This window comes from Streptomyces stelliscabiei, from assembly GCF_014873495.1.
GTDB classification, from domain to species: Bacteria; Actinomycetota; Actinomycetes; order Streptomycetales; family Streptomycetaceae; genus Streptomyces; species Streptomyces bottropensis.
This window is the reverse complement of record NZ_JADBGF010000001.1, coordinates 5186108-5212184: the sequence shown is the minus strand read 5'-3', so window position 1 is coordinate 5212184 and position 26077 is coordinate 5186108. Positions and strand designations below refer to the sequence as shown.

The window sequence follows — 26077 nt, the reverse complement described above, 5'->3', positions numbered from 1 at the left end:
CCGCTGCGTGGCGGTCTCAGGCCAGCTGGGCCGGTGCCTCCATGGCGATGCGCTCGAAGACCTTCTCGTCCGCGGCGAAGTCCGAGTCCGGGATCGGCCAGTGGATCACGAGGTCGGTGACGCCCAGCTCCGCGTGGCGGCCCGCGAAGTCCACGAACGCGTCCAGCGACTCCAGCGGTCGGCCGCGGTCCGGGGTGAAGCCCGTGAGGAGGATCTTGTCGAGTCCGGACGCGTCCCGCCCGAGCGCGGCGGCCGTGTCGGCCAGCTTCTCGACCTGGCCGCGAATGGCCTGAACCGACTGTTCGGGGGTGCCCGACTCGAACAGTTTGGGGTCCCCTGTGGTCACCCACGCCTGTCCGTACCGTGCGGCCAGCCGCATCCCGCGCGGCCCGTTGGCGGCCACCGCGAAGGGCAGCCGGGGGCGCTGGACGCAGCCGGGGATGTTGCGGGCCTCGTGGGCGGAGTAGTGGTCGCCCTCGTAGGAGACGGAGTCCTCGGTGAGCAGCCGGTCGAGCAGGGGGACGAACTCGGCGAGCCGGTCGGCGCGCTCACGCGGTGTCCATGGCTCCTGGCCGAGCGCGGTGGCGTCGAAGCCGGTGCCGCCCGCGCCCACGCCGAGGGTGACCCGGCCGCCCGAGATGTCGTCGAGGGAGATGAGTTCCTTGGCGAGGGTCACCGGGTGCCGGAAGTTCGGGGAGGTCACGAGCGTGCCGAGGCGCATGCGGTCGGTGACGGCAGCTGCCGCGGTCAGGGTCGGCACGGCGCCGAACCACGGCCCGTCCCGGAAGGTGCGCCACGACAGGTGGTCGTACGTGAACGCGGTGTGGAACCCGAGCTGCTCGGCGCGCTGCCAGCTGTCGCGGCCGCCCTCGTGCCAGCGGAGGTAGGGCAGGATCACGGTGCTCAGACGCAGACTCATGCGTCGAGCCTAAGGGCAGTCGTCGGGTGGTTCCGCTCAGCGCGCCTCGGGGAACCGCAGGTACTCGGGCGGTACCGCCTCGGTCAGCCAGACCCCGTTGGCGCTGACACGGAAGACGTGGCCGTCGCGATGCATGGCACCCGCGTCCACCGAGAGCACGACGGGACGGCCGCGACGGGCGCCGACGCGTGTGGCGGTCTCGCGATCGGGCGAGAGGTGCACGTCGTGGCGGTTCATGGCGCGCAGGCCTTCGGCACGGATCGCGCCGAGAAAGGCCGGTACGGTCCCGTGGTAGAGGTACGGCGGCGGGGTCGCCGGGGGCAGGCCCAGGTCGACGTCGACGGTGTGCCCCTGGCTGGCACGGATCCGGTCACCCTCGACGGCGAAGCGCTGCTTGTCGTTGGCCTCGACCACATGGTCGAGTTCCGCCCGGGTGAAGTGGAAGCCGTGGGTGGCGGCCGCCTCGATCAGGGTGTCGATCCTGACCCAGCCGCTCTCGTCGAGCGTGAGCCCGATCCGCTCCGGCTGGTGGCGGAGGTGTTTGGAGAGGTACTTGGACACTCTCACGGTGCGTCGTTCGTTCATCCCGCCAGCGTGCCTGGCGAGACCCGCGTCACGCACGTGATTTTGATCCGGATGTTTGATCCACAGTCAAGTGAGGTTATCCACAGGGGAATTGACAATTCTGTGGACAACTACCTGTCGAATATAGGGTAATTAGGCTAGTTCGTTACTTTCAGATCTATTTGCTGTCAGAGCGTCCAAGGTGCGTGACTGTACCTCCCGTTCGGCTGCCGCGGAGATGAAAGCGGGGGCCTGCGCGGGCCCAACCAGCCTCTCGACGGACCGCATCGTGGATGCCGCTATCCGGACCGAACGCGACGCGTCGGCCGGTTCGACGGCGGCTTCCGGATCGAGGTGCCGACGCAGCTGTCGGGTCGCGAACAGCCGCATCGCACGGGCGAGTTCGACGTCCACGGCCTGCTGAGCGAGGGGGCGTAGCCGTCGTACCAGTCTCGCCGCCTCGACCGTGTCCGCCTCGCTCGGCGGCTGGTGTGAGCCGATGTAGCGAGCGAACACATGCTCGGTGGTGAACTCCAGGAAACGGGCGGCGATGTGCTCGACCTGATCCCTCAACTCCCGCAGATGACCGGCCATCGCGGACAGTGGTACCCCGGCTCCATGCAACTCGACCGCCACAGCCAGCTCTTGGGGGCTCGGAACGAGAAAGGCGTCCTCGGCGCCGGGTACCTGCTCCAGCACTCCCAGCCGGATGGCGTCCGCCACCGCCGCCTCGTCCGGAGCACCGCCGAATCGCTCGGCCAACTCGGCCCGTGAGATCCGTACGGCCTTCTCGTCGGTCCACGGTCCGTCGACCTCCGCGGCCAGGCCCAGCACCCCGCCGAGGCCGCGGCCCGTGTCCCAGGCATCCAGAAGCTCCTTGATGGAGGCCAGGGTGTAGCCGCGGTCGAGGAGGTCGGCGATCTGGCGCAATCTGGTCAGATGGGTGTCCGCGTACACGTTGGCCCGGCCGCGCCGCTCGGGACGGGGGAGCAGCCCCCGGTCCTGGTAGGCGCGGATCGTCCTGACCGTGGCGCCGCTCCGGTACGCCAGGTCCTCGATGCGATACGCGGTCTGGGCCGATTCGTCGTTCACCATCCTCGTGCCTCTCTCCTGTGCGTGCCCGGCCGCCGCCGGTGACTACGCCGATCCCGCCCGTGTGCTCACACCCGACACGGCTCTCCTCTTCCTCGCCGAAGGTGCGCCGGGCGCCCCCATGACGCTCGCTCCGTGCCGCCGTCCCACAGGTTCACAGTGGTGGCTCCAGTCGGGCGAGTGCGCGCAGCGCCCGCGGGGCGAACCGGGACAGGAAGCGGCCGCCGTGGGCTTCCGGGGTGACGGGGACGACCGCCTGATTGCGGACGACCGCGCGCAGAACGGCGTCCGCGACCTTCTCCGGCGGGTAGTTCCGCAGTCCGTACAGCTTCGCGGTCTTCCGCTGCCGGCGTTTCTCCTCCTCGGAGTCGACGCCGGCGAAACGCGCGGTCGAGGTGATGTTGGTGTTGACGATGCCGGGGCAGATCGCCGACACCCCGATGCCCTGACCGGCCAGCTCCGCGCGCAGGCACTCGCTCAGCATGAGGACGGCCGCCTTGGAGGTGCTGTATGCGGGCAGTGATCTGGAAGGCAGATACGCGGCGGCCGAGGCGGTGTTGACGATATGGCCGCCCTGGCCGCGCTCGGCCATCTGCCTGCCGAACAGCCGACAGCCGTGGATCACGCCCCACAGGTTCACGTCGAGGACCTTCCGCCAGTCCTCCGAAGTGGTGTCGAGGAAGGATCCCGACAGCCCGACTCCCGCGTTGTTCACCAACACGTCGACCACGCCGTACTCGGTGGCGACCTTCTCGGCGAGTTTCTCCATGGCTCGCTCGTCCGAGACGTCGACCACCTCGGCCCAGGCCTCGGGCGCGCCGATCAACCGGGACAACTCCGCGGTACGGGACGCTCCTTCCGCGTCGAGATCGACGGCGACGACGCGTGCTCCGGCCTCGGCGAACGCGAAGGCTGTGGCGCGCCCGATACCGCCGGCCGCACCCGTGACCAGCACCAACTGCCCACCGAACCGGTCCGTGTACGCCCCGGTGGAAACCGGGGCGGGGCGCCCGCCCTCGGTCGCGGTGACGAACTCGGTGATCCAGGAGGCGAGTTGATCCGGACGTGTACGCGGGATCCAGTGCTTGGCGGGCAGAGTACGGCGGATGAGTTGCGGAGCCCACGATTCCAGGTCGTCGTTGAGCTGCTCGGAGAGGAACTGGTCGCCCAGGGGCGTGATGAGCTGCACGGGCGCGTGGGCGTACGCGTCGTCACGGGGGTGGGCCAGCCGGGTGCGCATGTTGTCCCGGTACAGCCATGCCCCGTGCGCGGCGTCCGTGGGCAGCGACGGACGGGGGTAGCCGCCCCCGGTCAGCTTCTCGGCCCGCCGGACCATGCCGGGCCAGTGCTTTCCGAGGGGACCGCGCCAGGCGAGCTCGGGCAGTACAGGCGTGTGGAGTACGTAGATGTACCAGGACTTGGCGCCCTGACCGAGGAGTTGACCGATGCGGCGCGGGGTCGGGCGCTTCAGCCGCCGTTTGATCCAGTGCCCCATGTGGTCGAGGGACGGGCCGGACATCGAGGTGAAGGACGCGATGCGTCCCTCGGTGCGCTCGACGGTCACGAATTCCCACCCCTGCACGGAGCCCCAGTCGTGCCCCACCAGGTGGACGGGGCGGTCGGGACTGACCGCGTCCGCGACCGCCAGAAAGTCGTCCGTCAGCTTCTCCAGGGTGAAGCCGCCGCGCAACGGCTCGGGTGCCGTCGAACGGCCGTGCCCGCGCACGTCGTACAGCACCACGTGGAAGTGCTCCGCCAGCCGTACGGCGACCTCGGACCAGACTTCCTTGGTGTCGGGATAACCGTGCACGAGCAGCACGGTCGGCTGCTCGGGGTCGCCCAGCTCGGCGACGCACAGCTCGACCCCGTCCGCGCGCACCCGACGCTCCCGCGCCCCTTCACACGTCACCTCGCCCCCCATCTCTCCCCCTTCGGTCATCGGCACTTCTCCTCCGCCCACCGCCGGACGTGCGGTAGATCGTCGTCCAGCCAGAACGCGCTCTCCTCGGCCTCTGCCGAATCGGTGACGACGAGGAGCTCCTCGAACTTCGCGCCCATGCCCCGGAAACCGAGGTGGGGCTCGACCGCCCACAGCCCCGGCCGGGGCGGGTGATCGGAGAACCGGTACGGCGACCACAGAGGCGACCAGCCGTCCCGGTGCCCGCGCAGCGCGTCGGCCGCCAGCCCCTTCAGCGCCCGCGCGCCGAACCCGAACACATGGGGTGACCAGCGACGTTCCGTGATCCGGTCCACCTTGTGCGCGATGACACCGAAGGGATACGCGCGATGCCGGTTGGCATATCCCTGGCGGACCATGAGCCGGTCCACGTCCTCATAGATCTCGCGCAACGACCGATGCTCGCGCACCTCGCGCAGGATCAGTTCGCGGTGTGCTCGAAGGTCCGTCATCAGCTTGTCGTGCAGAGGGCTGGGGCCGAGGCAGCCCGAATAGCCGATGTCAGCCGTATGGCCCTTGTATATGGGGGCCATGTCGAGAATGAAGGGCATTCCCGCTTCGAGGCGGCGGTCGGTGGGGAAGAACTGCAGCGGTATGCGGAAGTTCACGAACGCCGTGCGGTCGCCGAACCACGCGAACGGCAGGTGGAACCAGTCCCGTACGCCGCGCTCGCGCAGCCAGCGCCGCTGCATCCGGGCCGCTTCGCGCTCGGTCACGCCCGGCTTCAGCTGGGCCGCGACCGCTTCGGCGCACTCGTACGCGAGCGTCTGGACCTGCCGGAACCCTCGCAGCTCCGCGGTGAGTCCGTCTTTCGGTGCCGAGGTCATGTCGCTGCCCCACCTGCCCTCATCGACTACGGCCCGTGTTCACATGGTGACACCAGTGAATGTGACAGTGATCGGTGGCTGCGTCAATGGGGTGGGGCGGGGCTGTGGAGAACCGACGAGGACGAGACGAGCAGGCACGAGATGGGCGGGCACGGGACGGATGTGCACACGGGCCGGATGTGCGCGGGACGGATGTGCACGGACAGGCTGGAACACGGGCGCGAAGACGCACGCGGGAAGGCGGGCACGAAACGGCGACGCCGGTCGTTCCACGCATGACGGCCGCCGGCTCGTGGCGCGCGGCCTCGTCGGGTCGTTCGACCTCAGGGCGACCCCTAGGGGACCTGGCGAGGGAGACCCCCTACGGGCACGTACGACTAGAGGGTGACGCGTAGACAGCTCTGCGGGGTGACGACCGCGGCGGTCCGTGGTCCTAATGTCTAGATCGTGACTGTGATCGCGACCGAAAGCCTGAGCAAGCGGTTCCCGAGGGTGACCGCTCTTGACCGGCTCTCCATGGACATCGGACCCGGTGTGACGGGACTCGTCGGTGCCAATGGCGCCGGCAAGTCCACACTGATCAAAATCCTGCTGGGTCTGTCCCCCGCTTCGGAGGGCCGTGCCGAGGTGCTCGGCCTGGACGTCGCCACCAAGGGTGGCGCCATCCGCGAGCGCGTGGGGTACATGCCGGAGCACGACTGCCTGCCGCCCGACGTCTCGGCCACCGAGTTCGTCGTGCACATGGCCCGCATGTCCGGACTGCCACCGACCGCCGCGCGCGAGCGCACCGCGGACACCCTGCGCCACGTCGGCCTGTACGAGGAGCGGTACCGCCCCATAGGCGGCTACTCCACGGGCATGAAACAGCGGGTGAAACTCGCCCAGGCCCTGGTGCACGACCCGCAGCTGGTCTTTCTGGACGAGCCGACCAACGGCCTGGACCCGGTCGGCCGGGACGAGATGCTCGGCCTGATCCGCCGCATCCACACCGATTTCGGCATCTCGGTGCTCGTCACCTCGCATCTGCTCGGCGAGTTGGAACGGACCTGCGACCACGTCGTCGTGGTCGACGGCGGCAAGCTCCTGCGGTCCAGTTCCACCAGGGACTTCACCCAGAGCACGGCGACCCTCGCGATCGAGGTCACCGACAGCGACGAACACCCCGACGGCACCGATGCTCTGCGCAAGGCACTGCACGCGCGCGGAGTGACCGTCTCCGAAGGAGGCGGGCTCCCGGGAGCCGGGCACATCCTGCTGCTCACGGCCCAGGGGGACGAGACCTACGACCTGGTCCGCGACGTCGTCGCCGACCTTGGTCTCGGCCTCGTCCGCATGGAGCAGCGCAGGCACCAGATCGCCGAGGTCTTCCAGGACAACGACGAGCAGACGGGCACCCGCAGCGCCCAGGACGCAGGGAAGGAGGCGGTCGGCCATGGCGGTTGAGCAGCACGATGCACCAGCATCGGCCCTCGCCGGACAGCCCGCTCGCACGGGCGAGCAGAGCCGTATCCACAACATCGGATACCGCTCCTACGACGGCCCCCGCCTCGGCCGCGCCTACGCCCGCCGCGCGCTGTACTCGCAGTCCCTGCGGGGCGCCTACGGACTGGGCCGTTCGGCCAAGTCCAAGGTGCTGCCGATGCTGCTGTTCGCGGTGATGTGCGTGCCGGCGGCCATCATGGTGGCCGTCGCGGTCGCCACGCAGGCCAACGACCTTCCCATCAAGTACACCGACTACGCGGTCATCATGCAGGCCGTCATCGGCCTCTATGTCGCCTCCCAGGCACCGCAGTCCGTCTCGCGCGACCTGCGCTTCAAGACGGTCCCGCTGTACTTCTCGCGCCCTATCGAGACCGCCGACTACGTCCGCGCGAAGTTCGCGGCGCTGACCTCGGCACTGTTCATCCTCACCGCGGTGCCCCTGCTCGTGCTCTACATCGGCGCGCTGCTGGCCAAACTCGACTTCACCGACCAGACCAAGGGATTGGCACAGGGGCTGGTGTCCGTGGCGTTGCTGTCGCTCCTCTTCGCCGGCATCGGCCTGGTGATCTCGGCGGTCACCCCGCGGCGGGGCTTCGGTATCGCGGCCGTCATCGCCGTCCTGACCATCTCCTACGGGGCGGTGTCCGTGGTCCAGGCCATCGCCAACGAGCAGAGCAGCTCGGACGCGGTGCCCTGGCTCGGGTTCTTCTCACCCATCACGCTGATAGACGGCGTACAGACCGCCTTCCTGGGCGCCACCTCCGCCTTCCCCGGCGGGCACGGCCCCTCCGACGGGCAGGGAGCCCTGTACGTCCTCGTCGTCCTGGGTCTCATCGCCGGCTCCTACGGCCTGCTGATGCGCCGCTACCGAAAGGTCGGGCTGTGACCACGCTCAACATCGACCACGTCTCACGCTGGTTCGGCAACGTGGTGGCGGTCAACGACGTCACGATGACGATCGGCCCCGGTGTCACCGGCCTGCTCGGCCCGAACGGCGCCGGGAAGTCCACCCTCATCAACATGATGGGCGGCTTCCTCGCCCCCTCCACGGGCTCCGTCACACTGGACGGCACGCCGGTGTGGCGCAACGAGCAGATCTACAAGCACATCGGCATCGTTCCCGAGCGCGAGGCGATGTACGACTTCCTCACGGGTCGCGAATTCGTCGTCGCCAACGCCGAGTTGCACGGCCTCGGAGCCAAGGCCGCCCAGCGGGCGCTGGCCACGGTGGAGATGGAGTACGCGCAGGACCGCAAGATCTCCACGTACTCCAAGGGCATGCGCCAGCGCGTGAAGATGGCGTCCGCGCTGGTGCACGAACCGTCCCTGCTTCTGCTGGACGAGCCGTTCAACGGCATGGACCCGCGCCAACGCATGCAGCTCATGGACCTGCTGCGGCGCATGGGCGACGAGGGCCGCACAGTGCTGTTCTCGTCCCACATCCTCGAAGAGGTCGAGCAGTTGGCGGCCCACATCGAGGTGATCGTCGCCGGACGGCATGCGGCGAGCGGTGACTTCCGGCGCATCCGCCGCCTGATGACCGACCGCCCGCACCGCTATCTGGTGCGCTCCAGCGACGACCGTGCCCTGGCCGCCGCACTGATCGCCGACCCGTCGACCGCTGGGATCGAAGTGGACCTGGCCGAGGGTGCTCTGCGTATCCAGGCCGTCGACTTCGGCAGGTTCACGACGCTGTTGCCGAGGGTGGCCCGGGACCACGGCATCCGTCTGCTCACGGTCTCGCCGTCGGACGAGTCGCTCGAGTCCGTCTTCTCGTATCTCGTCGCGGCGTAGGAGGCCCAAGATGTACGACCCCACAGTCGCCCGGCTCACCTACCGGGCTCTGCTCGGCCGCCGTCGGGCCCTCATTCTCAGTGCGCTTCCTGCCCTGTTGATCCTGCTCTCGGTGGCCGTCCGCGCCCTGAGCGGCGCCGACGACCAGGTTGCCTCGGACCTCCTCGGCGGGTTCGCTCTCGCCACGATGGTGCCGATCATCGGCGTCATCGCCGGGACGGGCGCGATCGGGCCGGAGATCGACGACGGCTCGGTGGTGTATCTGCTGGCCAAGCCGGTGAAGCGGCCGACGATCATCTTCACCAAGCTGATCGTGGCCATCGCGGTGACCATGGCGTTCTCGGCCGTCCCGACGCTGATCGCGGGCCTGATCCTGAACGGCAACGGACAGCAGATCGCGGTCGCCTACACGGTGGCGGCGCTGGTCGCCTCGATCGCGTACGCGGCCATGTTCCTGCTCCTCGGTACGGTCACCCGGCACGCGGTCGTCTTCGGACTCGTGTACGCGCTCGTCTGGGAGACGCTCTTCGGTTCCCTGGTGGACGGGGCACGCACGCTCAGCGTGCAGCAGTGGGCGCTCGCCGTGGCCCAGAAAGTCACCGATGGCGGTCTCGTGACGTCCGACGTGGGTCTGCCGACCGCGGTGGTCCTGCTGATCGTGGTCACCGCGGGCGCGACCTGGTACGCGGGGCAGAAACTGCGGACGTTGAAGCTGGCCGGCGAGGAGTGACGGAATCCTCCGGGGCGTTCAGCCCCGGTCCAGATGTCGGCGCTGGTGCCGGTGCCGATTCCGGAACCCTGGAGGGTGGCGAGGTTTCGGCCGTAGGGCCCGCGGCTTGGGACGACATCGTTCTGGACGAGGAGTTCATACGGGACGCCGAGACGGCAGAACCGTCGGCCCGGGCCCGGATGCTCGCGGCGCGTTGGCGGCGGGAGGCCCCTGAACCTCAGCCGTGGCGCTCGGACGAGCCGCCCGCCGGGTGGTTCTTCAGCAAGGCGCGGCGGCGCAGGTGGCGCCGACGGTGACTGCCTCTGTGGGCGCGCCTCGTGCGGGGATATTCGGTGGCGAGCAACTCGGCGGCCGGGCAGAGTGGTTGATGTCCAGGTCGCCGGATCGAGTCGGCGCCACGTACTGGGAGAGGAGCCCGGCGATGCTGTCCTTCAGGCGCAGTGTGTCGAGTTCCCAGCAGGGCAGCCCACGGCGGGCTCCGGAGTAGTTACCCCTCCGTAGAGTCCGTCCCCCAGCGGGGGGCTGCCCGGGGCGGCCGCTTCGAGCGCGCGATTCTTCGCGTGGGCCGCCCACCCGGAGGATTGGCCGAGTGGTAAGGCACCGGCTTGCTAAGCCGTGGTCGGGTTCTGCCCGCGCACGTTCGATTCGTGCATCCTCCGCCGTTCCGCTGTCGCTGTGACTTGGCCGTGCTGTTGGGCTGGGGGTATGTGCGGGGCGCCCGGGTTTGCCGCGGCAGGGGCGTTCTTGAGGGGCGCGAGGATCGGTGCTGGGCAGGGGTGGGTTTCTTTCACTCCGTTCGCCGGCCGGCGAGAGGTGCTGGCGCCACCTGAGAGCCCGTGGTTGGCGGAGAGGTGGCCCTGCCGCAAGGTGCCCATGCCGCCAGGTGTGCGTGGGCGGCGCGGGTGGGTGAGCGCAGCAACTCGCTCTGCACGCCGGTCGGCTTCACTGTCTCGCGCTTCCAACCGCTACCGCGCCGCGAGTTCACCGCTGTCTGCTCCACCCCGCTGCCGCGCGACCTCACCGCGCCTCTGCCCCCGTCACCACGCAGCAGTCTCACCGCAGTCCGTTGTGGGGGCGACCGCGTGGCTCAGCCAGTGGCGTCGGCTTCGTCCGGCCCGTTACGCGTAGGGCCGGCAGCCCCCGTGGCGTCGGGCGGCGCCCTCGGCTAGGGGAGCAGGCGTTCCAGTACTGCGGCGATGCCGTCGTCGTCGTTGGAGGTGGTCACCTCGTTGGCGATGGCCTTGAGGTCGGCGTGGGCGTTGGCCATGGCTACGCCGTGGGTGGACCAGTTGAACATGGGGATGTCGTTGGGCATGTCGCCGAAGGCGATGGTGTCGGCGCGCTTCGCGCCGAGGCGGCGGGCGGCCAGGGAGAGGCCGGTGGCCTTGCTGAGACCGAGGGGAAGGAGTTCGACGATGCCCTCGCCGGCCATGGCGACCGAGACGAAGCCGCCGGCGGCCTGGCGGGAGGCCTCGGCGAGTTCGTCGGTGGTCAGCGTGGGGTGCTGTATGTAGATCTTGTTCAGCGGGGCGGCCCAGAGGTCGGACACGTCCGTGAGCGGAGTGGTGGGGAGGGAACCGTGCAGGGCGTAGCCGGGGCCGACGAGGACCTCGCCCTCCAGGCCCGCCCGGCTGGCCGCCAGATGCAGGGGGCCGACCGCTGCCTCGATCTTGGCCAGGGCCACGGCCGCGAGCTGGCGGTCCAGGGTGACGGCCGTGAGCAGCCGGTGCTCTCCGGCGTCGTAGACCTGCGCGCCCTGGCCGCAGACGGCCAGGCCCGAGTAGCCGAGGTCGTCGAGGATGTGGCGGGTCCAGGGGACGGCCCGGCCGGTGACGACGATGTGGGCGGCGCCCGCCGCGGTGGCCGCGGCGAGCGCTTCACGAGTGCGTCGGGAGACGGAGTCGTCGGAGCGCAGGAGCGTTCCGTCGAGGTCGGTCGCGATCAGCTTGTACGGGAAGCCCGAGGGCTGCAGGGAAGGTTCGCGCATCTCGGGCGCCCCCGGTGCCTCGGACGTCGCGGTCCCCGCGGAGCCCGTGGAGCCGGCGGAACCCCCGGTGACAGCCGCGTCGCTCACTTGGCCACCGGCTCCAGCACCTCGCGGCCGCCGAGGTACGGGCGCAGCACCTCGGGGACACGGACGGAGCCGTCGGCCTGCTGGTGGTTCTCCAGGATCGCCACGATCGTGCGCGGGACGGCGCAGAGCGTGCCGTTGAGCGTGGCCAGCGGCTTGACCTGCTTGCCGTCACGGACGCGGATCTGCAGACGACGCGACTGGAACTCGGTGCAGTCGGAGGTCGAGGTCAGCTCGCGGTACTTGCCCTGGGTCGGGATCCACGCCTCGCAGTCGAACTTGCGCGAGGCCGAGGAGCCGAGGTCGGCGGAGGCGACGTCGATGACGCGGAAGGGCAGTTCCAGCGACGTCAGCCACTGCTTCTCCCAGTCCAGCAGTCGCTGGTGCTCGGCCTGGGAGTCCTCCGGCGCGACGTACGAGAACATCTCGACCTTGTCGAACTGGTGGACGCGGAAGATGCCCCGGGTGTCCTTGCCGTGCGAACCGGCCTCGCGGCGGAAGCAGGGGGAGAAGCCGGCGTAACGCAGGGGGAGCCGGTCGGCGTCGATGATCTCGTCCATGTGGTACGCCGCCAGCGCGACCTCGGAGGTGCCGACCAGGTAGAGGTCGTCCTTGTCGAGGTGGTAGACGTCCTGGGCGGCCTGGCCGAGGAAGCCGGTACCGGCCATCGACTGCGGGCGGACCAGCGCCGGGGTCAGCATCGGGGTGAAGCCGGCGGCGGTGGCCTGGGCGATCGCCGCGTTGACCAGGGCGAGTTCGAGGAGGGCCCCGACGCCCGTCAGGAAGTAGAAGCGCGAGCCGGAGACCTTGGCGCCGCGCTCGGTGTCGATGGCGCCGAGGATGGTGCCGAGCTCCAGGTGGTCCTTCGGTTCGAAGCCCTCGACCGTGAAGTCGCGGATCTCGCCGTGCGTCTCCAGGGTGACGAAGTCCTCCTCGCCGCCGACGGGGACGTCGGGGTGGACGAGGTTGCCGAGTTGGAGGAGGAGTTCATGGGTCTCGGTGTCGGCCGCGTCGCGCTCGGCGTCGGCGGCCTTGACGTCGGCCTTGAGCTGTTCGGCGCGCTTGAGCAGCTCGGCCTTCTCCTCGGCGGAGGCCTTGGGGATCAGCTTGCCGAGCGACTTCTGCTCGGCGCGGAGTTCGTCGAAGCGGACGCCGGAGGACCTGCGCCGCTCGTCGGCGGACAGGAGGGAGTCGACGAGCGCGACGTCCTCTCCACGGGCGCGCTGGGACGCGCGCACACGGTCGGGGTCCTCACGGAGCAGGCGAAGGTCAATCACGCCCCAAGGTTACCGGTGCGTGGTTCCGGCCCACGACTCGAATACGCCCCATGACCCTTCTGTGGGTGATTGCACCGAATGCCACTGGCTCTGGAGGGGAGGCGTGGGCGTCGTGGGGCGGTGTACCGGGGTGGTGAAAGTCAATGAAGCGGTGTTCGGCCCCCTGAAAGAGGGGGTGGCTGCGGCGCCTGGTTGACTCGACTCCCTTGTAGTGCAGGGGACTTGGGGATCGGCTGTCCACAGCGGTCCGCAGTGTCACAGAGTTATCCACAGGCTGTGCGAAAGATCTGTGGACTACGGGGAAGATCGCGGGGGATGTCGGGGGCCAGCTTGAGGATTCCCGACTCAAACCACCTTCACGCCCACTTTCGTGTGGATTCGTGGGTGAATGGGTCGCTCTAAAGGGTTGACCAGAGGAAACGCGTGGACGAAGGGTGACCTACGGGGTTGTGGACGGAGTGGGGTCCACGAAGGGGATTTGTCGACTGCGTGGCGATACGTTGTCGACTTGTCCCCAGGTCGAGAAGCGGCCCTGTGGATAACTTCTGTGGACAAAGAAAATAGGCAGGTAGGACCGGCGGTGGACGCGCAAGCGCGAAGCCCAGGGGCAGGTAGGCCGTGCTGGTACCGGCCGTGCTCGAACCTGCCGTGCTCGAACCTGCCGTGCTAAAGCCGACCGCTCTAAAAACCGGCCTACCTGGAACGGCCTACCTAGAACCGGCCTACCTAGAATCGGCCATCCTGGCAGCGGGCCACCCAGTCCGCCGCTGCCACGAACTCGGCGTCGGAGGTCCCCGCCGACGTGGGCCGGATCTTCGCCGTGGCGGCGTCCGCACGCGGGTACGAACCGAGGAAGCGGACCTGGAGGCAGATCCGCTTGAGGCCCATCAGCGCCTCGGCCACGCGGCGGTCGGAGATATGACCCTCGGCGTCGATGGCGAAGCAGTAGTTGCCGATGCCCTCGCCGGTCGGGCGGGACTGCAGCAGCATGAGGTTGACGCCGCGTACGGCGAACTCGCCGAGGAGGTCGCGCAGTCCGCCGGGGTGGTCGTCGCGCTGCCAGATGACGACGGACGTCTTGTCGCAGCCCGTCGGGGCGGCGGGCCGGGCGGGGCGGCCGACGAGGACGAACCGGGTCTGGGCGTTCTCCGCGTCATGGATCTCGGTCTGCAGCGCCTCCAGGCCGTACCGCGCGGCCGCGAACTCCCCGGCGAAGGCGGCGTCGTAACGGCCCTCCTGGACGAGTCGGGCGCCGTCGGCGTTCGAGGCGGCGGACTCCCAGACGACGTCCGGGGAGAGATTGGCCTTCATCCAGTTGCGGACCTGCGGCTGGGCGGCCGGATGCGCGGTGACCGTCTTGATCTCCGACAGCCTGGTGCCCGGCCGGACCAGCAGCGCGAAGGTGATCGAGAGGAGAACCTCGCGGTAGATCATCAGCGGGGCGCCGGCGACCAGCTCGTCGAGGGTGGTCGTGATCCCGCCCTCGACGGAGTTCTCGATCGGGACGAACGCTGCCTCGGCCTCGCCGTTGCGGACGGCGTCCAGTGCGGCGGGCACGGACACCATCGGGACGAGCTCGCGGGTCGCGGACTCCGGCAGCGTGCGCAGGGCGACCTCGGTGAAGGTGCCCTCGGGGCCGAGGTACACGTAGCTGGCTGGCATGGGCTCACCCTAATGGGCCTCGCGGGGCCCCGGCGCACGCATGCCGCCCCACCACCCCTGAGGGCGACGTGTAGGCCCCAAGAGAGGCGTACGGCCCTGGGAGACGCCGCACACCGCCTCGGTCAGCCTTCCAGCAACCTCTGCCCCACGTACTCCCCCTCGGCCGCGCCCCCCGGCACCGCGAAGAGGCCGCTCGACTCGTGGCGGATGAACTTGGAGAGGGCGTCGCCGCGGTCGAGTTTGCGCTGGACGGTGACGAAGCCGCGGAGGGGGTCGGCCTGCCAGCAGACGAAGAGAAGGCCCGCGTCGGGGACCCCCTTCGCGTCGATGCCGTCGTGGAAGGAGAACGGACGCCGGAGCATGGCCGCGCCGCCGTTCTGATCGGGGCGGGTGATGCGGGCGTGCGCGTTGATCGGCACGAGCAGGTTGCCCTGGGCGTCGGTCTTCTCCAGGTCCATCGCGGTCGTCTCGGTCGCCTTCTCGCCCCCGCTCAGCGGCGCGCCGTCGGACTTGCGCCGCCCGATCACGTCCTCCTGGGCCTTGACCGAGAGCTGCTCCCAGTCGTCCAGGAGCATGCGGATGCGGCGTACGACGGCGTAGGAGCCGTTCGCCATCCACGCCGGGTCGCCGGAGGTGGTCGGTGAGGCGGACGCGGGCACGAAGATCCGCTCGTCGAAGTCGGGCTCGGCGGGCTTGGGGTTGCGGGTGCCGTCGATCTGCCCCATCAGGTTGCGGGCCGTCATGGGGTGGGCCGTGGCACCCGGCGAACGGTTGAAGCCGTTCATCTGCCATCGCACCCGGGCCGCGCTGCCCGCGTCCTTCTGGATCGCGCGCAGGGCGTGGAAGGCTACGAGCGCGTCGTCGGCCCCGATCTGCACCCACAGATCGCCGTTGCTGCGCGCCCGGTCGAGCTGGTCCGAGGAGAAGTCGGGCAGGGGATCCAGGGACTCCGGACGCTGCTTCTCCAGACCGGTACGGGCGAAGAAGCTGTGTCCGAATCCGAAGGTGACCGTCAGCGACGACGGGCCGGCGTCACGGGCGATATCGGTGTCGTCCTGTGCCGTGGGCTCGCCCGCCATCAGCCGCCGAGCCGTGTCCGACCAGCGGCGCAGCAGAGCGGCCGCCTCCTTGCGCCCCGCCCCGGCGGCCAGGTCGAACGCGACGAGGTGACCGCGGGCCTGGAGGGGCGTGGTGATCCCCGGCTGATGTTTCACGTGAAACATCTCCTCCCCCGCGCCGAGGGAGGAGAGCGGTGTGTCCTCCTCGTCCGAGGAGGACGAAGAGGACGAGGATCCGGCCGCATAACCGGCGGCGGCGCCTGCCGCACCCAGGACGAGCCCGGTCGCGCCGGCGGTGCCCAGCAGCAGACGACGCGAGATCGCTCCACCGGCGGCCGGGCTGTCGCCGTCGCGTCCCGAATCCGAAGGGCCGGACGGCGGCTGTGCCGCGTCCTCGGCCGCTCGCGCCCGTGCCGCGCCTGCCGCATGCCCGGAGCTTTTCCGTGCCCCTCGCCGGCCCCGCGCGCCTTCCGGGGTGGCGGGGTCGTTCTCGATCAAATCCTGGTCAGCCATGGTGTTTCAGCCGATCTTCGCGTTCTTGCTGACGGTCACCTGGTCGATCTCAGATGTCCGTACGGTGATCTCGATGTTCCAGTCGCCCGCCATGGGGATCTGCACGCCGTTCGCCGTCCAGTGGCCGGTGGTGACGCGGTCGGGGACGACCGGCAGGGGACCGATCTCCTTGGCGTCCAGGGTGAAGGCGACCTTCACCTCGGGGACGTCGAAGGGTTTGCCGTCGGGGCCCTGGACGTAGACGTGCATCTCGTTGGCCCCCACGCGCGCGGGGTCGATCTGCAGCCGGGCCACGCCCTTGCCGTTCTTGCCCCCCGTGTCGAAGGACATGTCCAGCGCCAAGGCGCCGGCCGTCTCGTTCTCCTGCCGCACGGCGGCGTTGGCCGCCTTGGCCTCCTCCACCGTGCGTCCGGGCTCGGCAGCGGTCAGCGCCGTCGTGACGGCGAGCAGGACGACGGCGACGCCCGCCTCCGCCAGCACCGACCGGCGAAGCCCCGTACGGCCGGGATCGGCGTTCCGCATGCGCTTCTCGCGTGTGCTCGCCACCGCCGCCTGCTGGCGGGCGAGCTGAGCAGCCCGTTCGGAACCCTTCGCGGCGGCCTTTCCGGCGCCACCGCCCGCGCTCCCCGCGGACCCGCCGGCGGCACGTGCGGCCGCCGGCTCCTTTTCCGCGGCTCCCTCATTCTCCGCAGCACCCGGCTTTGCCTCCGCTAGCTGCGCGGTCCACCGGCGGGAGATCCACGCGATCCCGACCAGTACGGCGACCAGGCCGATCTTCACGAGGAGCAGCTGCCCGTACGAGGTGCCGGTCAGCGCCGACCAGGTGCCGACCTGGCGCCACGACTGGTAGATCCCGGTCGCGGTCAGTACGAGCACGCTGCCGAACGCGACCCGCGAGAACCGCCGTACGGCCTCGGTCTCGATCTGTGCGTCCACCGGTGCCCGGAACAGTGCCACGAGCAGCGTCGCGAGGCCGCCGAGCCAGGCGGCGACCGCCAGCAGGTGCAGGATGTCGACGGGCATCGAGATGCCCGTCTGGATGCCGGTCGAGGCGTGCTCGGCCATCGCCCAGCTTGCGGCGAGACCGGCGGAGACCACGCCTCCGCCGATGGCCAGCCCGAAGGTGAGGTCCCGCCGGAGGGAGTCGTCGTTCCCGCCCTCGTCCTCGTCGCCGTCCCCGTCCTTGCTCTCGTCGGCGTCGTCGGCGCCCTCGGAGGCGTCACCGTCCTCGGCGGTCCGGCCTCCGACGGCTCCCTCCTCGCTGCCCTCGCTCTCCTCGCTGCTTTCGCTCTCCCCGCTCTCCCCGCTCTCCTCGATCTCCTCGTCCCGGCGCGCATACGCGCCGAACAGCACCGCGATGAACAGTGCCGCCGCGGCGAGCAGCAGCAGGCGGGAGACGAGGGCGGCGCCCGTCTTCGTCTGGAGGACCTGGCCCAGGAGGTCGAGGTCGAAGACGTCGCCGAGCTTGCCGGAGCCGGTGTAGGAGCCGCGCAGCAGCAGCATCGCGAGGGTGGCGGTGGTCAGCGTGAGCCAGCCGCCGACCACCAGCCGCTGCACCGGCCGTACGCCGGCACCGCGCTGCCAGCAGGCCAGCACGAAGGCCGCGCCGCCGACCAGCAGGATGAAGCCGGCGTACGACAGGTAGCGCGCGAACCCGTAGAGACCGCCGACGACCCCGCCGCCGACCTGTTGCTCGGGTACCGCGACCGTCGTCTTGGAGGGCGCCCCCACGGAGAAGGTGAAGGCACCGGAGACGGGGTGGCTGTCCGCCGAGACGACCTGGTAGGTGACGGTGAAGGTGCCGTCGGGCAGGCCCGCGTGCAGGCCGACCGAGTAGCTGTTGCCGCCCAGTTCGGTGACCTTGCCGGTGTCGGCCTCCTTGCCCTTGGGGTCGTACACGCGCACCGCGCCGTCGGACACCGCGACGTTCTCGGAGAAGGAGAGCGACACCTGGTCCGGCGCGTCCTGGACCACCGACCCCTGCTGAGGGTCGCTGCCGGTCAGCGCGGCGTGCGCGGAGACGGGCACGGCACCGGCGAGCAGCACTCCGACGGCGGCGAACAACAGCAACAGCAACGGCCTCAACCGGCTCACGGTGCTTCCTCCCTCAGCGCCCGCTGGTCGGCTGGTACGTCGCCGACTTCACGGGCATCTCGACCGTGATGGCCTTGGACTTGGTGAAGTTCAACCGAAGGGACACCGTCTCGCCTTCCTTCGGTTTGCGCTTCAGGTTCTCGAACATCAGGTGGTTTCCGCCGCTCTTGAGCACGAGTTCGCCGTCGGCGGGGACCTTCAGGCCCTTGATCTCCTGCATCGACTGCCCGTCCGTCTCGTGCACGGTGACGTCCTGGGCGATGTCGCTGGTGACGGAGGTCAGCTCGTCCGCCTTGCCGCCGTCGTTCCGGATGACGAGGAAACCGGCGGCCAGGGAGTCCGTGACGGGCTGCGGCATGTACGCGGACTTCACGGACAGCTTCGCGGCGGAGGCGGCGGAAGAGGAGTCACCGGAACCGCACCCGGCGAGGACGAGCGCGGCCGTGGTGACCAGGACGGGACCGACGAGCCGAGGCCGTACGAGACCGACGAGCCGAGGCCGTACGGGACCGACGAGCCGAGGCCGTACGGCGTCGGCGAGTCGAGGCCTCACGGGTTCTCGCCCTTGAGCAGCTTCGGCAGGTCCCTCTCGTAGTCCTGCACGGTGGCCTCCTCGTCGTACAGCACATAGCCCCCGTCGGTCTTCGGCGAGAACGCGATGACCTGGGTGCCGTGCTCGGAGACGACCTTGCCGTTCTTGTTCTTGGTCGGCGGGTTGATGGAGATGCCGAGCTTGAGGGCGCCCTTCTGGATGTCGTCGAAGTCGCCGCTCAGGCCGACGATCTCGGGGTCGATGCCCTTGAGCCACTTGCCGAGTTCCGCCGGGGTGTCCCGCTCGGGGTCGGTGGTGACGAAGACCAGCCGGAGGTTCGCCAGCTCCGACTTCGGCACCTTCTTCGCCACCTCCTTCTTCGCGACCGCCAGGTTGTTCATGGTCAGCGGGCAGACGTCGGGGCAGTTGGTGTAGCCGAAGTAGATCAGCGTCGGCTTGCCCTCGGTCTCCTCGCGGAGGTCGTACGCCTTGCCGCTGGTGTCGGTGAGGACCAGATCCGGCTTGGTGAACGGCTGGTCGAGGACCGTGTAGGGCTTCTGGGGGCCGGTGTCGGAGACCTCGGCGACCGATGTCGTGGAGCTGTCGCCCGTGCCGCAGGCCGAGAGGCCGAGGACGGCCGCGGCCAGCAGCGCTCCGGCCGCGAACGTCTTCTTCGTGTTCGTGCGCATAGGAAAATGTCCAGTTGGTTCGAGCCCCGGCGCGCACGGGGGCTGCACGTGCGCGCCGAGGAGGAGGGGCCGGGAAGCCGGAGGCTCAGGAGGTCGTGCGCCGACGGCCGGCCAGCACGCCGTAGGCGACACCCGCGGCGCCGACGACGATGCCGACGATGCCGAGGACGCGGGCGGTGGTGTCGCTCGTGTCGGCGGGCGCGGCGGCGGCGGTCTCCTTCGACGCGGCCTTGGCGTCGTCGGCGTCCTCGGACTCGTCGGAGGCGGTGGAGGCGGCGGAGCCGTGGTGGTCCCCGGAGGCGGCCGAGAGCGCGAGCACGGGGGCCGGGTTGTCGGGCTCCTCCTCGCCGTCCTTGGGCACCTCGATCCAGCGGACGACCTCCTTGTTGGAGTACGTCTGGATCGCCTTGAAGACCAGTTCGTCGGTGTTCTCGGGGAGCTGGCCGATGGAGACCGGGAACTTCTGGAAGAAGCCCGCCTTGATGCCCGTCCCGTCGGCGGTCCAGGTGATCTTGGAGACGGCCTCGTCGATCTGCTCGCCGTGCAGCTCGACCGGCTTGGCGAGCTTGGCCTTGGTGACCTTGATGTCCCAGCCCGGGATGGCCTCCGGCTGGGCCGAGGCGAGCGGGTGGTCGGTCGGGAAGTTCACCTCGAGCTTGGTGGTCGTGGCGTCGTCGCGCTCGTTGGGAACCTTGAAGTTGACGGTCGCGTACCCGCCCTTGGCCGCGGTGCCTTCCGCCGCGACGCTGACGTGCGCGAACGCGGGGCCGGACAGGAGGAGGACGGCCGAACCGGCGAGGGCGCCGACGGCGGCGATACGAGAAGCCTTCATGACTGGTGACACTCCACAGTGAGGAGGAGAGGACGAGGGGTGCGCGTGCCGCGCGCGGCAGCCGGGGCCGAGCCCGAAGCGAGAAGCCGGGGGCCGGGAGCTGAGGCGGATGCGGCGCGTGTCTCGACGCCGTCGACGACTCCCCTCCCAGGTGTGGAGTGAGCGGGCGTCGTGTCAGGCGGCGAGGGTGAGGGCGGACGCGGCGGCCGGTGGTCCGCGCCGGACGAGCGTGTGCTGCAGGGCGGTCGTCCGCAGGGTCGCGGGCGCCGCGTACCCGGCACGCGGGGCGCAGGGAACGGCCTCCGGCGCGCTCGGGAGCCCGGAGCGAAGGGCCAGCGCCAGCGCGAGCGCGCCGCGCAGGGACCGTACGAGCGGCTCATGGCCCGACAGGCGGGCCAGGCGGAGCAGTGCGAGGTCGCCGTGGCGAAGCAGCCAGCCGGCGGCCAAGGCCGCCAGCACATGGCCGAGCATCATGGGCAGCGACGGCAGGAGGGTGACGGGGGAGCCCGCCACGGTCGTCATGGTGTCCGTCGGGGCGTGCGCGGCGTGTGTGCCGCCCACCCCGGCCTCGACCAGGATCCGCTGGGCCTGCGCGGGGCTCAGGGCCGCCGCGGTCGTGCCGCACACGAAGCGGGCGGCACGCTCCACGAGCGCCGCGTCCATGGCCTCCGCGGTCCGTGACGCGGCCGTCGGCCCGTGCTGGCCCAGTCCGAACAGAGCGTGCAGCAGGGTCTGGCCCACCGCCAGGGTCGCCGCGATGCCCGGCAGGGAGCGTTCCCGTCCGGCCAGAGCGGCCGCGACGGCGAAGACGCCGGCGAAGCCGATACCCAGGGTCCACAGCGGGATCGCCGCGCACGAGGCGAGCGCGTGTCCGGCCCCGGCCAGCGCGACGCAGACCGCGGCGAACATCGCGGCTCGTGGAAACCGGAGTTCACCTCCGGCGCGCACGGGGCGCGGGGTGGTCGGCCGGTGGGGGCGGGGGGCAGTCATGGCGGGCCCATCATCGCACCGGGGCGCTCCGCTGGGTTCGGCGGGTTCATGGCGGGAGGTACGGGGGCGAGGGCGGCGGTGTTCAGGTGGGGGCGCGGGCGCGACGGGGGTGGGGGTGGCGTGGCGGAGCCCCCAAAGCCGTGGCCTTGTGTGCACGGAGTGACAGGTGATTCGGAAGGGTTCGGTCCGCATACACCGAATGTGCGGGGGCCGCATCCGCCGTATGGGCGGACAGACAGCGTCCGGGCGATTGCGCGGTGCTCTCGGCGGCAATACGTAACGGTATGTCGAGCCGCGGCCTGGAGGCTGGAGCATGAGCATCTGGTGGTCACTCCATTTGCGGCGTGAGGCTGCGAGCGTGCCGCTCGCCCGGCGGCTGCTGATCGGCACGATGGAGACGGCGGGCGTCGACCCGGACGTCTCCTACGACCTCTCCGTCGCCCTCAGCGAGGCCTGCGCCAACGCTGTCGAGCACGGCGGTGGGCTCTCGGCCGGCGCGACCACCGAGGCGTACCGGGTCACCGCCTACCTCGACGGAGAGAAGTGCCGTATCGAGGTCGCGGACTCCGGCCCCGGCTTCCCGCACCGTCACCCCGTCCGTCCGGCCCAGGCCCACACGGACGCCGAGAACGGGCGCGGCCTCTGTCTCATCCGCGAACTGGCCGACCACGTCCACATCGGCAACAAACCGGGCCACGGCGGCGCGGTCGTCAGCTTCGACAAGATCCTCAAGTGGCGCGAGGACGCCCCGCTGATGGCCGTGTAGCCCACAGCACGCCGCACGCGGACCCGCCTCCGCAGCCCGCGCCCCCTACCCCACGCGAGCGCCCCCCCCCGCAGCCCAGGCGGACACGCCCTCGTACCCCACCCGGACACGCCCCCATACCCCACGCGGACGCGTCCCCGCAGTCGCACGCCCCCCGCAGTCGCCCCCCGGCGGACGCACGCGCCCCGCGTCAGATCTGATGCGGCTCCAGATCCCGTCCGACGCGCTGCCAGGACCGGACCAGCGTGGTGACCGGGTGGGTTCTGCCCAGCAGATGGGTCAGCCGGTTCACCGCCCTCTCCTGGAGCTGCACGGCCTCCTCACGGCCGGTGCCCCGCAGGGTGACCGCCAGATTGCCCATGCCGACCAGCACATCGGGGTGGTCTGGGCCGAACCTCCGGCGCAGTCCGTCCACGGCCCGGCGCTCCCAGTGCTCGGCCCTCTCGTGCAGCCCCCGGTCCCCGTAGGTGTTGGCCAGGTTCAGGCCGGCGGACAGAACGGACGGGTGGTCGTCCCCGAGGGTGGCGGCCAGACAGTCGCGGGCGTGACGGCTCAGCTCCTCGGCCGTCTCCGTGTTGCCGAGGGCCCGGTGGTACATGGCGAGGTTGTTGAAGCAGTACATGGTGAACGGGTGTTCGGCGCCGAACGAGTCCCGGTACCCGTCGAGCACCTCCTCGACCTGGCGGACCGCCCGCGCGGGACCGTCCTCGGCGTCCGTGGCGTAGTAGTCCGCGGCGAGGTTGAGCCCGCAGGCGAGGACCTCGGGGATCGTGCTGCCGTAGCGGTCGTGGTAGCGGGCGTACGTCTTCCAGGTCTCCTCCGTGATCCGCAGCGCCTCGGCGGTACGTCCCGCCTTGCGCAGGGAGACCGCGAGGCTCTTGTCGGCCTGGAGGACCTCGGGCACCCCCGGGTTGAACACCTGCTCGAACCCTTCACGCACCTCGCGCAGGAACTCGGCGGAGGTCCGGTAGTCGCCGAGATCCCGCAGGTCGCGCGCGTGGAGCCCCTTGGTGGCGAGGGTGTACGGATGCGTCGGGCCCAGCAGCGCGGTACGGCGGCGGACCGTGTCCTCGTCGAGCCGGCGCGCGGCCTCGCTGTCACCGGCCAGCCGGAAGTCGATGGCGAGGTTGTTGGCGGCGGACAGCGTTCGCGGATGGTCCTCGCCGAAGACGGCCGCGAAGCCCTGGTGGATCCGGGTGTCCAGCTCCAGGGCCTCCTTGAAGCGGCCCAACGCCCGGTAGTCGGCGGCGACGCTGCCGGAGGCGATGAGAACGGTCGGATGGGCCTCGCCGAACAGCCGCCGCCGGCCGTCCCGGGTGCTCTCGTCCATGGCGACGGCGGCCTGGTAGTCGCCCTGGGCCCGCAGCACGTTCGCCAGCTGGAAGCGCAGGTTGAGGATCTGCTCGTCGTCGCGGTCCCCGAACGCGTCCGTCCACAGCTCGTGCAGCTGGGTGGCCAGGGTGCGCGCGGCCTGCAGTTCGCCGCGCCTGCACAGATAGCGGACGCGGTCCACCATCAGCTGGCGCGGCTCGTCCTTGGTGCACGAGCGGATGTTCGAGGGGGTCAGGTGGGGCCAGATCACCTCCAGACCGGGCCACTGCGCCGGATCGTCCACGGCGCCCTCGCTGGGCCGCGCGGCGGCGAGGATGCGGTGCACCTCGTGCATGGTCTGCACATGCTGCTCGTCGTCCAGGCTGTCCCGCACCGCCGCCTGCACCAGCCGGTGCACCTGGATGGAGTTGTCGGCGGAGTCGACCTTGGCGAGCGCGAGGCGGTTCAGGGCCTGGGTGACGCGGCCGAGCATGTAGCGCGCCCGCAGATCCCTGTCGTACGGCAGGAGCGCGTCGATCATCGCGTCGCTGCTGATCAGGGACATCGAGATGGGCTCGGCGGCGAAGAAGGCGCACAGTTCCAGGAGCCGGGCGGCGGCCGGTGACTCCTCGCGCAGCCGGGCGATGGAGATGTTCCAGGTGGCGCCCACGGAGGACGGGTACTCGACCGCGTCCACGGCCTCCTGCACGGACAGCACCCGGGTGGACTGCTCCCTCAGCTGCTCGATGTACTCCTGCACCGGGGTGGCCGTCGTCTCCAGCCAGGCCGCCGCCACCTCCACGGCGAGCGGCAGGTCGCCCAGCGCGTCGGCGACCCGGTCCGCGTCGTCCTCGCGCAGTCCCGGCACCCGGCGGCACAGGTGCTCCACGCTCTCCTCGCGGGTGAAGACCTCCATCTCCAGCGACTGGACGGCGGTCGAGGCGGGCCGGGCCCGGGTGGTGACCAGGACATGACCGTAGACGTGGTCGGGCAGGGGCCCGGAACGCTCCGGGAAGAGGTGCAGCGCCTTGTCCAGGTCGGGGACGTTGTCGAAGATCAGCAGCCACCGCGCGCAGGGGTCCCCCTGCCGGAGCGCGGCCATGGCCGCCTCTGCCGCCTCCGCCACGTCGTCACCGACGGGGAGGTCCAGCTCCTGGGCGAGCGCGGCCACCTTCGGCAGGACCAGGTCCGGCTGTTCGGCGTCGATCCACCACACCAGGTCGTAGTCCGCCTTGAACCGGTGCGCGTACTCGCGCGCCAGCTGGGACTTGCCCACCCCGCCCAGGCCGTGCAGCACCTGCGGCAGCCGCTGGCCGGAGCGGCCGCTGACCAGGCGCTCACGCAGCCGGTCCAGGATCGGTGAGCGACCGGTGAACCACGGGTAGCGGGGCTGGACGTTGGAGATGCGCGTGCCGGTGTTGGGGAAGCGCGCGGCGCCGCCGGGGGGCGCCGGCAGGATGTCCGGGTGGTCGAGGCCGGTCAGCAGCGTGGTGTACGCCCGCTCCTCGTCCAGCCGGGTCAGGTCGATGGCGCCCCGGCCGGAGTGCGGCAGGCTGAGCCGGACGTCGTCGACCCGCACCGCCACCGGCCGGTTCCGGGGCTTGCGCCCCCCGGCGCGTACCGCGTCGTCCCACGCCCGACGGGCCCGCCGGGAGTTGAGGAAGGCGGGGGAGACCACGGCGAGCAGCCGTTCCGAGTCGTCGTCCGGGTCCGGGTGCGCCGCGGCTCCGGGCCCCGTGCGGTCGTCGTCCCCGGGGAGCCCGTCGGCGTCCTGCGGCAGTTCGCGGACGTCCATGGGCACCACCTCGAAGCCCGCGTCCCGCAGCACCGACTCCAGCCAGTCCACCCACATCCGGTCCTCGGAGACGTAGTACAGCACCAGCCGGGAGACGGGCAGCGGCCGCCGCCGGGTGTAGGCGGCCTTGTACCGCGCCCGCTTCTCCTCGCCGATCAGGGGCAGTCGGGTGACCCGGCCCTCGGTGATGACGGAGGTGACCCGTTCGCAGGCGCTCAGCATGGAGTTGGCCGTCTTCGGCGGGTCGCCGAAGGCCGCGAGGATCTCCTCGTAGGCGTAGTAGGGCTGGTAGAGGACCTCCATCGACGACCAGTAGTCGGTGAGCCGTTCGCCGTCCAGGCCGGCCGGGAGCCCGGCGAAGCGCTCGCGGGCCAGGGCGCGTCCCGCGTCGAGCTTGTCCTTCTCCCCGAGATCGATGCGCATGGCGAGGGGCAGGATGCGGATGCCCTTGTGGCCGAACCGCTCCCGGACGCTCTGCGCGACGGCGGCGGCGCCCTCGATGCTCTGGCCGCTGAGGGTGTAGCAGACGACGAGGGTGTTGGGCATCTGCACGGTGCAGACGTCGGCGAGGTCGCTGAGGCCGGTACGGCTGTCGATCAGGGTGTAGTCGTAGTGGCGCCGCATGTCCGCGCGCATCGCCTCGAAGAACCGGCCGCCGCCGTAACTGGCGTAGAACAGCTCCCAGTCCATGTTGCCGATCATCGGATAGTCGTCGTGCCGGCGGCCGGCGGACAGGAAGTCCAGGCTGCCGCCCTCGGGGAACGACCAGTCCAGCGTCAGCGCGTGCGGCCGGACCCGGGCGTAGCGGCGGTGCCAGTCCGGGGCGCGGTCGGGCAGGTCGCGCAGTGCCTCGCGGCGGTAGTCGCCGATGAGGTTGCTCAGCCCGGGGGTCGCCCGGAGCATCGCGGGGTTCAGGAAGGGGTGGAAGAACTTGTGCAGGCCGGGCGCCTCCAGGTCCCAGTCGACGGCCAGGACGCGGTGTCCGCCCGCGGCCAGGATCCACGCCACGTTCGCGAGCGTCATCGTTCGCCCGGTGCCGCCCTTGTACGAGTAGAACGTGATCACCGTGCCGTTGCGGTTCTCCGTCATGGCCTGCCGTCCTCCGCCCTGTCCGACCCGCCC

At 70.5% G+C, this 26077-nt stretch carries 21 protein-coding genes and 1 tRNA gene; 7 read left to right on the top strand and 15 right to left on the bottom strand.

The window, feature by feature from the left end:
• Window positions 1–16 precede the first annotated feature (16 nt).
• The 5 genes from H4687_RS22975 to H4687_RS22955 all read right to left on the bottom strand — a co-directional run bounded on the left by H4687_RS22975 (window position 17) and on the right by H4687_RS22955 (window position 5359).
• Window positions 17–919 (bottom strand): LLM class flavin-dependent oxidoreductase, encoded by a 903-nt coding sequence (locus tag H4687_RS22975; protein WP_046915382.1) that lies wholly within the window; start codon window positions 917–919, stop codon window positions 17–19.
• 36 nt (window positions 920–955) lie between these two features.
• A complete protein-coding gene (locus H4687_RS22970; protein WP_046915381.1) occupies window positions 956–1504 on the bottom strand; it encodes an RNA 2'-phosphotransferase in 549 nt (182 codons plus the stop codon).
• Between the two features lie 132 nt (window positions 1505–1636).
• Window positions 1637–2578 (bottom strand): MerR family transcriptional regulator, encoded by a 942-nt coding sequence (locus H4687_RS22965; protein ID WP_046915380.1) that lies wholly within the window; start codon window positions 2576–2578, stop codon window positions 1637–1639.
• Between the two features lie 151 nt (window positions 2579–2729).
• Window positions 2730–4514: an SDR family oxidoreductase gene (locus H4687_RS22960; protein ID WP_046915379.1), complete on the bottom strand. Its 1785-nt coding sequence runs from the start codon at window positions 4512–4514 to the stop codon at window positions 2730–2732.
• On the bottom strand, window positions 4511–5359 hold the full coding sequence (locus H4687_RS22955) for a M24 family metallopeptidase (RefSeq protein WP_046915378.1): 849 nt from the start codon (window positions 5357–5359) through the stop codon (window positions 4511–4513). The genes H4687_RS22960 and H4687_RS22955 overlap by 4 nt, the downstream gene beginning before the upstream one ends.
• A gap of 453 nt (window positions 5360–5812) precedes the next feature.
• Here H4687_RS22955 and H4687_RS22950 point away from each other — a divergent pair, with 453 nt between their 5' ends.
• From H4687_RS22950 to H4687_RS22930, 6 genes are all read left to right on the top strand, one after another.
• Window positions 5813–6802, top strand: a complete 990-nt coding sequence (locus H4687_RS22950) for an ABC transporter ATP-binding protein (RefSeq protein ID WP_046915377.1) — start codon at window positions 5813–5815, stop codon at window positions 6800–6802.
• The gene (locus H4687_RS22945; RefSeq protein WP_005482881.1) at window positions 6792–7727 is read left to right on the top strand and encodes an ABC transporter permease subunit; all 936 of its coding nucleotides are present in this window, start codon (window positions 6792–6794) and stop codon (window positions 7725–7727) included. Before H4687_RS22950 ends, H4687_RS22945 begins: the two co-directional genes overlap by 11 nt.
• Window positions 7724–8635, top strand: a complete 912-nt coding sequence (locus H4687_RS22940) for an ABC transporter ATP-binding protein (protein ID WP_005482879.1) — start codon at window positions 7724–7726, stop codon at window positions 8633–8635. Before H4687_RS22945 ends, H4687_RS22940 begins: the two co-directional genes overlap by 4 nt.
• A 10-nt stretch (window positions 8636–8645) precedes the next feature.
• On the top strand, window positions 8646–9365 hold the full coding sequence (locus H4687_RS22935; RefSeq protein ID WP_005482878.1) for an ABC transporter permease: 720 nt from the start codon (window positions 8646–8648) through the stop codon (window positions 9363–9365).
• 68 nt (window positions 9366–9433) lie between these two features.
• On the top strand, window positions 9434–9661 hold the full coding sequence (locus tag H4687_RS46580) for an SGM_3592 family protein (protein WP_078907257.1): 228 nt from the start codon (window positions 9434–9436) through the stop codon (window positions 9659–9661).
• A 279-nt stretch (window positions 9662–9940) separates the two neighbouring features.
• Window positions 9941–10024: transfer RNA gene (locus tag H4687_RS22930), tRNA-Ser, on the top strand.
• A 506-nt stretch (window positions 10025–10530) separates the two neighbouring features.
• Here the strand turns inward: H4687_RS22930 and H4687_RS22925 are convergent.
• From H4687_RS22925 to H4687_RS22885, 9 genes are all read right to left on the bottom strand, one after another.
• On the bottom strand, window positions 10531–11352 hold the full coding sequence (locus H4687_RS22925) for an HAD family hydrolase (RefSeq protein ID WP_046915391.1): 822 nt from the start codon (window positions 11350–11352) through the stop codon (window positions 10531–10533).
• An 83-nt stretch (window positions 11353–11435) separates the two neighbouring features.
• The gene (gene serS / locus H4687_RS22920) at window positions 11436–12713 is read right to left on the bottom strand and encodes a serine--tRNA ligase (RefSeq protein WP_046915376.1); all 1278 of its coding nucleotides are present in this window, start codon (window positions 12711–12713) and stop codon (window positions 11436–11438) included.
• A 726-nt stretch (window positions 12714–13439) separates the two neighbouring features.
• Window positions 13440–14375: a prephenate dehydratase gene (gene pheA / locus H4687_RS22915; protein ID WP_046915375.1), complete on the bottom strand. Its 936-nt coding sequence runs from the start codon at window positions 14373–14375 to the stop codon at window positions 13440–13442.
• Window positions 14376–14497: 122 nt separating this feature from the next.
• A complete protein-coding gene (gene efeB / locus H4687_RS22910) occupies window positions 14498–15946 on the bottom strand; it encodes an iron uptake transporter deferrochelatase/peroxidase subunit (RefSeq protein WP_046915374.1) in 1449 nt (482 codons plus the stop codon).
• A gap of 6 nt (window positions 15947–15952) precedes the next feature.
• Window positions 15953–18040 carry a copper resistance CopC/CopD family protein gene (locus tag H4687_RS22905; protein WP_046915373.1) on the bottom strand — a complete coding sequence of 696 codons (2088 nt, stop codon included), beginning with the start codon at window positions 18038–18040 and terminating at the stop codon, window positions 15953–15955.
• A gap of 13 nt (window positions 18041–18053) precedes the next feature.
• Complete coding sequence (locus H4687_RS22900; RefSeq protein ID WP_097251369.1) at window positions 18054–18494, bottom strand: copper chaperone PCu(A)C; 441 nt, start codon at window positions 18492–18494, stop codon at window positions 18054–18056.
• A gap of 95 nt (window positions 18495–18589) precedes the next feature.
• Window positions 18590–19261, bottom strand: a complete 672-nt coding sequence (locus tag H4687_RS22895; RefSeq protein ID WP_046915371.1) for an SCO family protein — start codon at window positions 19259–19261, stop codon at window positions 18590–18592.
• Window positions 19262–19346: 85 nt separating this feature from the next.
• A complete protein-coding gene (locus H4687_RS22890) occupies window positions 19347–20093 on the bottom strand; it encodes a YcnI family copper-binding membrane protein (protein ID WP_046915370.1) in 747 nt (248 codons plus the stop codon).
• A gap of 174 nt (window positions 20094–20267) precedes the next feature.
• Complete coding sequence (locus H4687_RS22885; RefSeq protein ID WP_050398402.1) at window positions 20268–21002, bottom strand: hypothetical protein; 735 nt, start codon at window positions 21000–21002, stop codon at window positions 20268–20270.
• Between the two features lie 394 nt (window positions 21003–21396).
• On the opposite strand from H4687_RS22885, the gene H4687_RS22880 reads away from it, so the two are divergent.
• Window positions 21397–21849, top strand: a complete 453-nt coding sequence (locus H4687_RS22880) for an ATP-binding protein (protein ID WP_050398401.1) — start codon at window positions 21397–21399, stop codon at window positions 21847–21849.
• A gap of 190 nt (window positions 21850–22039) precedes the next feature.
• Here the strand turns inward: H4687_RS22880 and fxsT are convergent, their stop codons facing one another.
• Window positions 22040–26044 carry an FxSxx-COOH system tetratricopeptide repeat protein gene (gene fxsT / locus H4687_RS22875; protein WP_046915124.1) on the bottom strand — a complete coding sequence of 1335 codons (4005 nt, stop codon included), beginning with the start codon at window positions 26042–26044 and terminating at the stop codon, window positions 22040–22042.
• Window positions 26045–26077 lie beyond the last annotated feature (33 nt).

Excerpts from the sequence above, each read along its gene's own strand:
- H4687_RS22935 (WP_005482878.1), top strand. The coding sequence starts at position 8,646 with ATGTACGACCCCACAGTCGCCCGGCTCACCTACCGGGCTCTGCTCGGC.
- efeB (WP_046915374.1), bottom strand. The coding sequence starts at position 15,946 with ATGGCTGACCAGGATTTGATCGAGAACGACCCCGCCACCCCGGAAGGC.
- H4687_RS22895 (WP_046915371.1), bottom strand. The coding sequence starts at position 19,261 with ATGCGCACGAACACGAAGAAGACGTTCGCGGCCGGAGCGCTGCTGGCC.
- H4687_RS22925 (WP_046915391.1), bottom strand. The coding sequence starts at position 11,352 with ATGCGCGAACCTTCCCTGCAGCCCTCGGGCTTCCCGTACAAGCTGATC.
- H4687_RS22960 (WP_046915379.1), bottom strand. The coding sequence starts at position 4,514 with ATGACCGAAGGGGGAGAGATGGGGGGCGAGGTGACGTGTGAAGGGGCG.
- H4687_RS22965 (WP_046915380.1), bottom strand. The coding sequence starts at position 2,578 with ATGGTGAACGACGAATCGGCCCAGACCGCGTATCGCATCGAGGACCTG.
- fxsT (WP_046915124.1), bottom strand. The coding sequence starts at position 26,044 with ATGACGGAGAACCGCAACGGCACGGTGATCACGTTCTACTCGTACAAG.
- H4687_RS22890 (WP_046915370.1), bottom strand. The coding sequence starts at position 20,093 with ATGAAGGCTTCTCGTATCGCCGCCGTCGGCGCCCTCGCCGGTTCGGCC.
- pheA (WP_046915375.1), bottom strand. The coding sequence starts at position 14,375 with ATGCCAGCCAGCTACGTGTACCTCGGCCCCGAGGGCACCTTCACCGAG.
- H4687_RS22945 (WP_005482881.1), top strand. The coding sequence starts at position 6,792 with ATGGCGGTTGAGCAGCACGATGCACCAGCATCGGCCCTCGCCGGACAG.
- H4687_RS22955 (WP_046915378.1), bottom strand. The coding sequence starts at position 5,359 with ATGACCTCGGCACCGAAAGACGGACTCACCGCGGAGCTGCGAGGGTTC.
- H4687_RS22975 (WP_046915382.1), bottom strand. The coding sequence starts at position 919 with ATGAGTCTGCGTCTGAGCACCGTGATCCTGCCCTACCTCCGCTGGCAC.
- H4687_RS22885 (WP_050398402.1), bottom strand. The coding sequence starts at position 21,002 with ATGTTCGCCGCGGTCTGCGTCGCGCTGGCCGGGGCCGGACACGCGCTC.
- H4687_RS22970 (WP_046915381.1), bottom strand. The coding sequence starts at position 1,504 with ATGAACGAACGACGCACCGTGAGAGTGTCCAAGTACCTCTCCAAACAC.
- H4687_RS22880 (WP_050398401.1), top strand. The coding sequence starts at position 21,397 with ATGAGCATCTGGTGGTCACTCCATTTGCGGCGTGAGGCTGCGAGCGTG.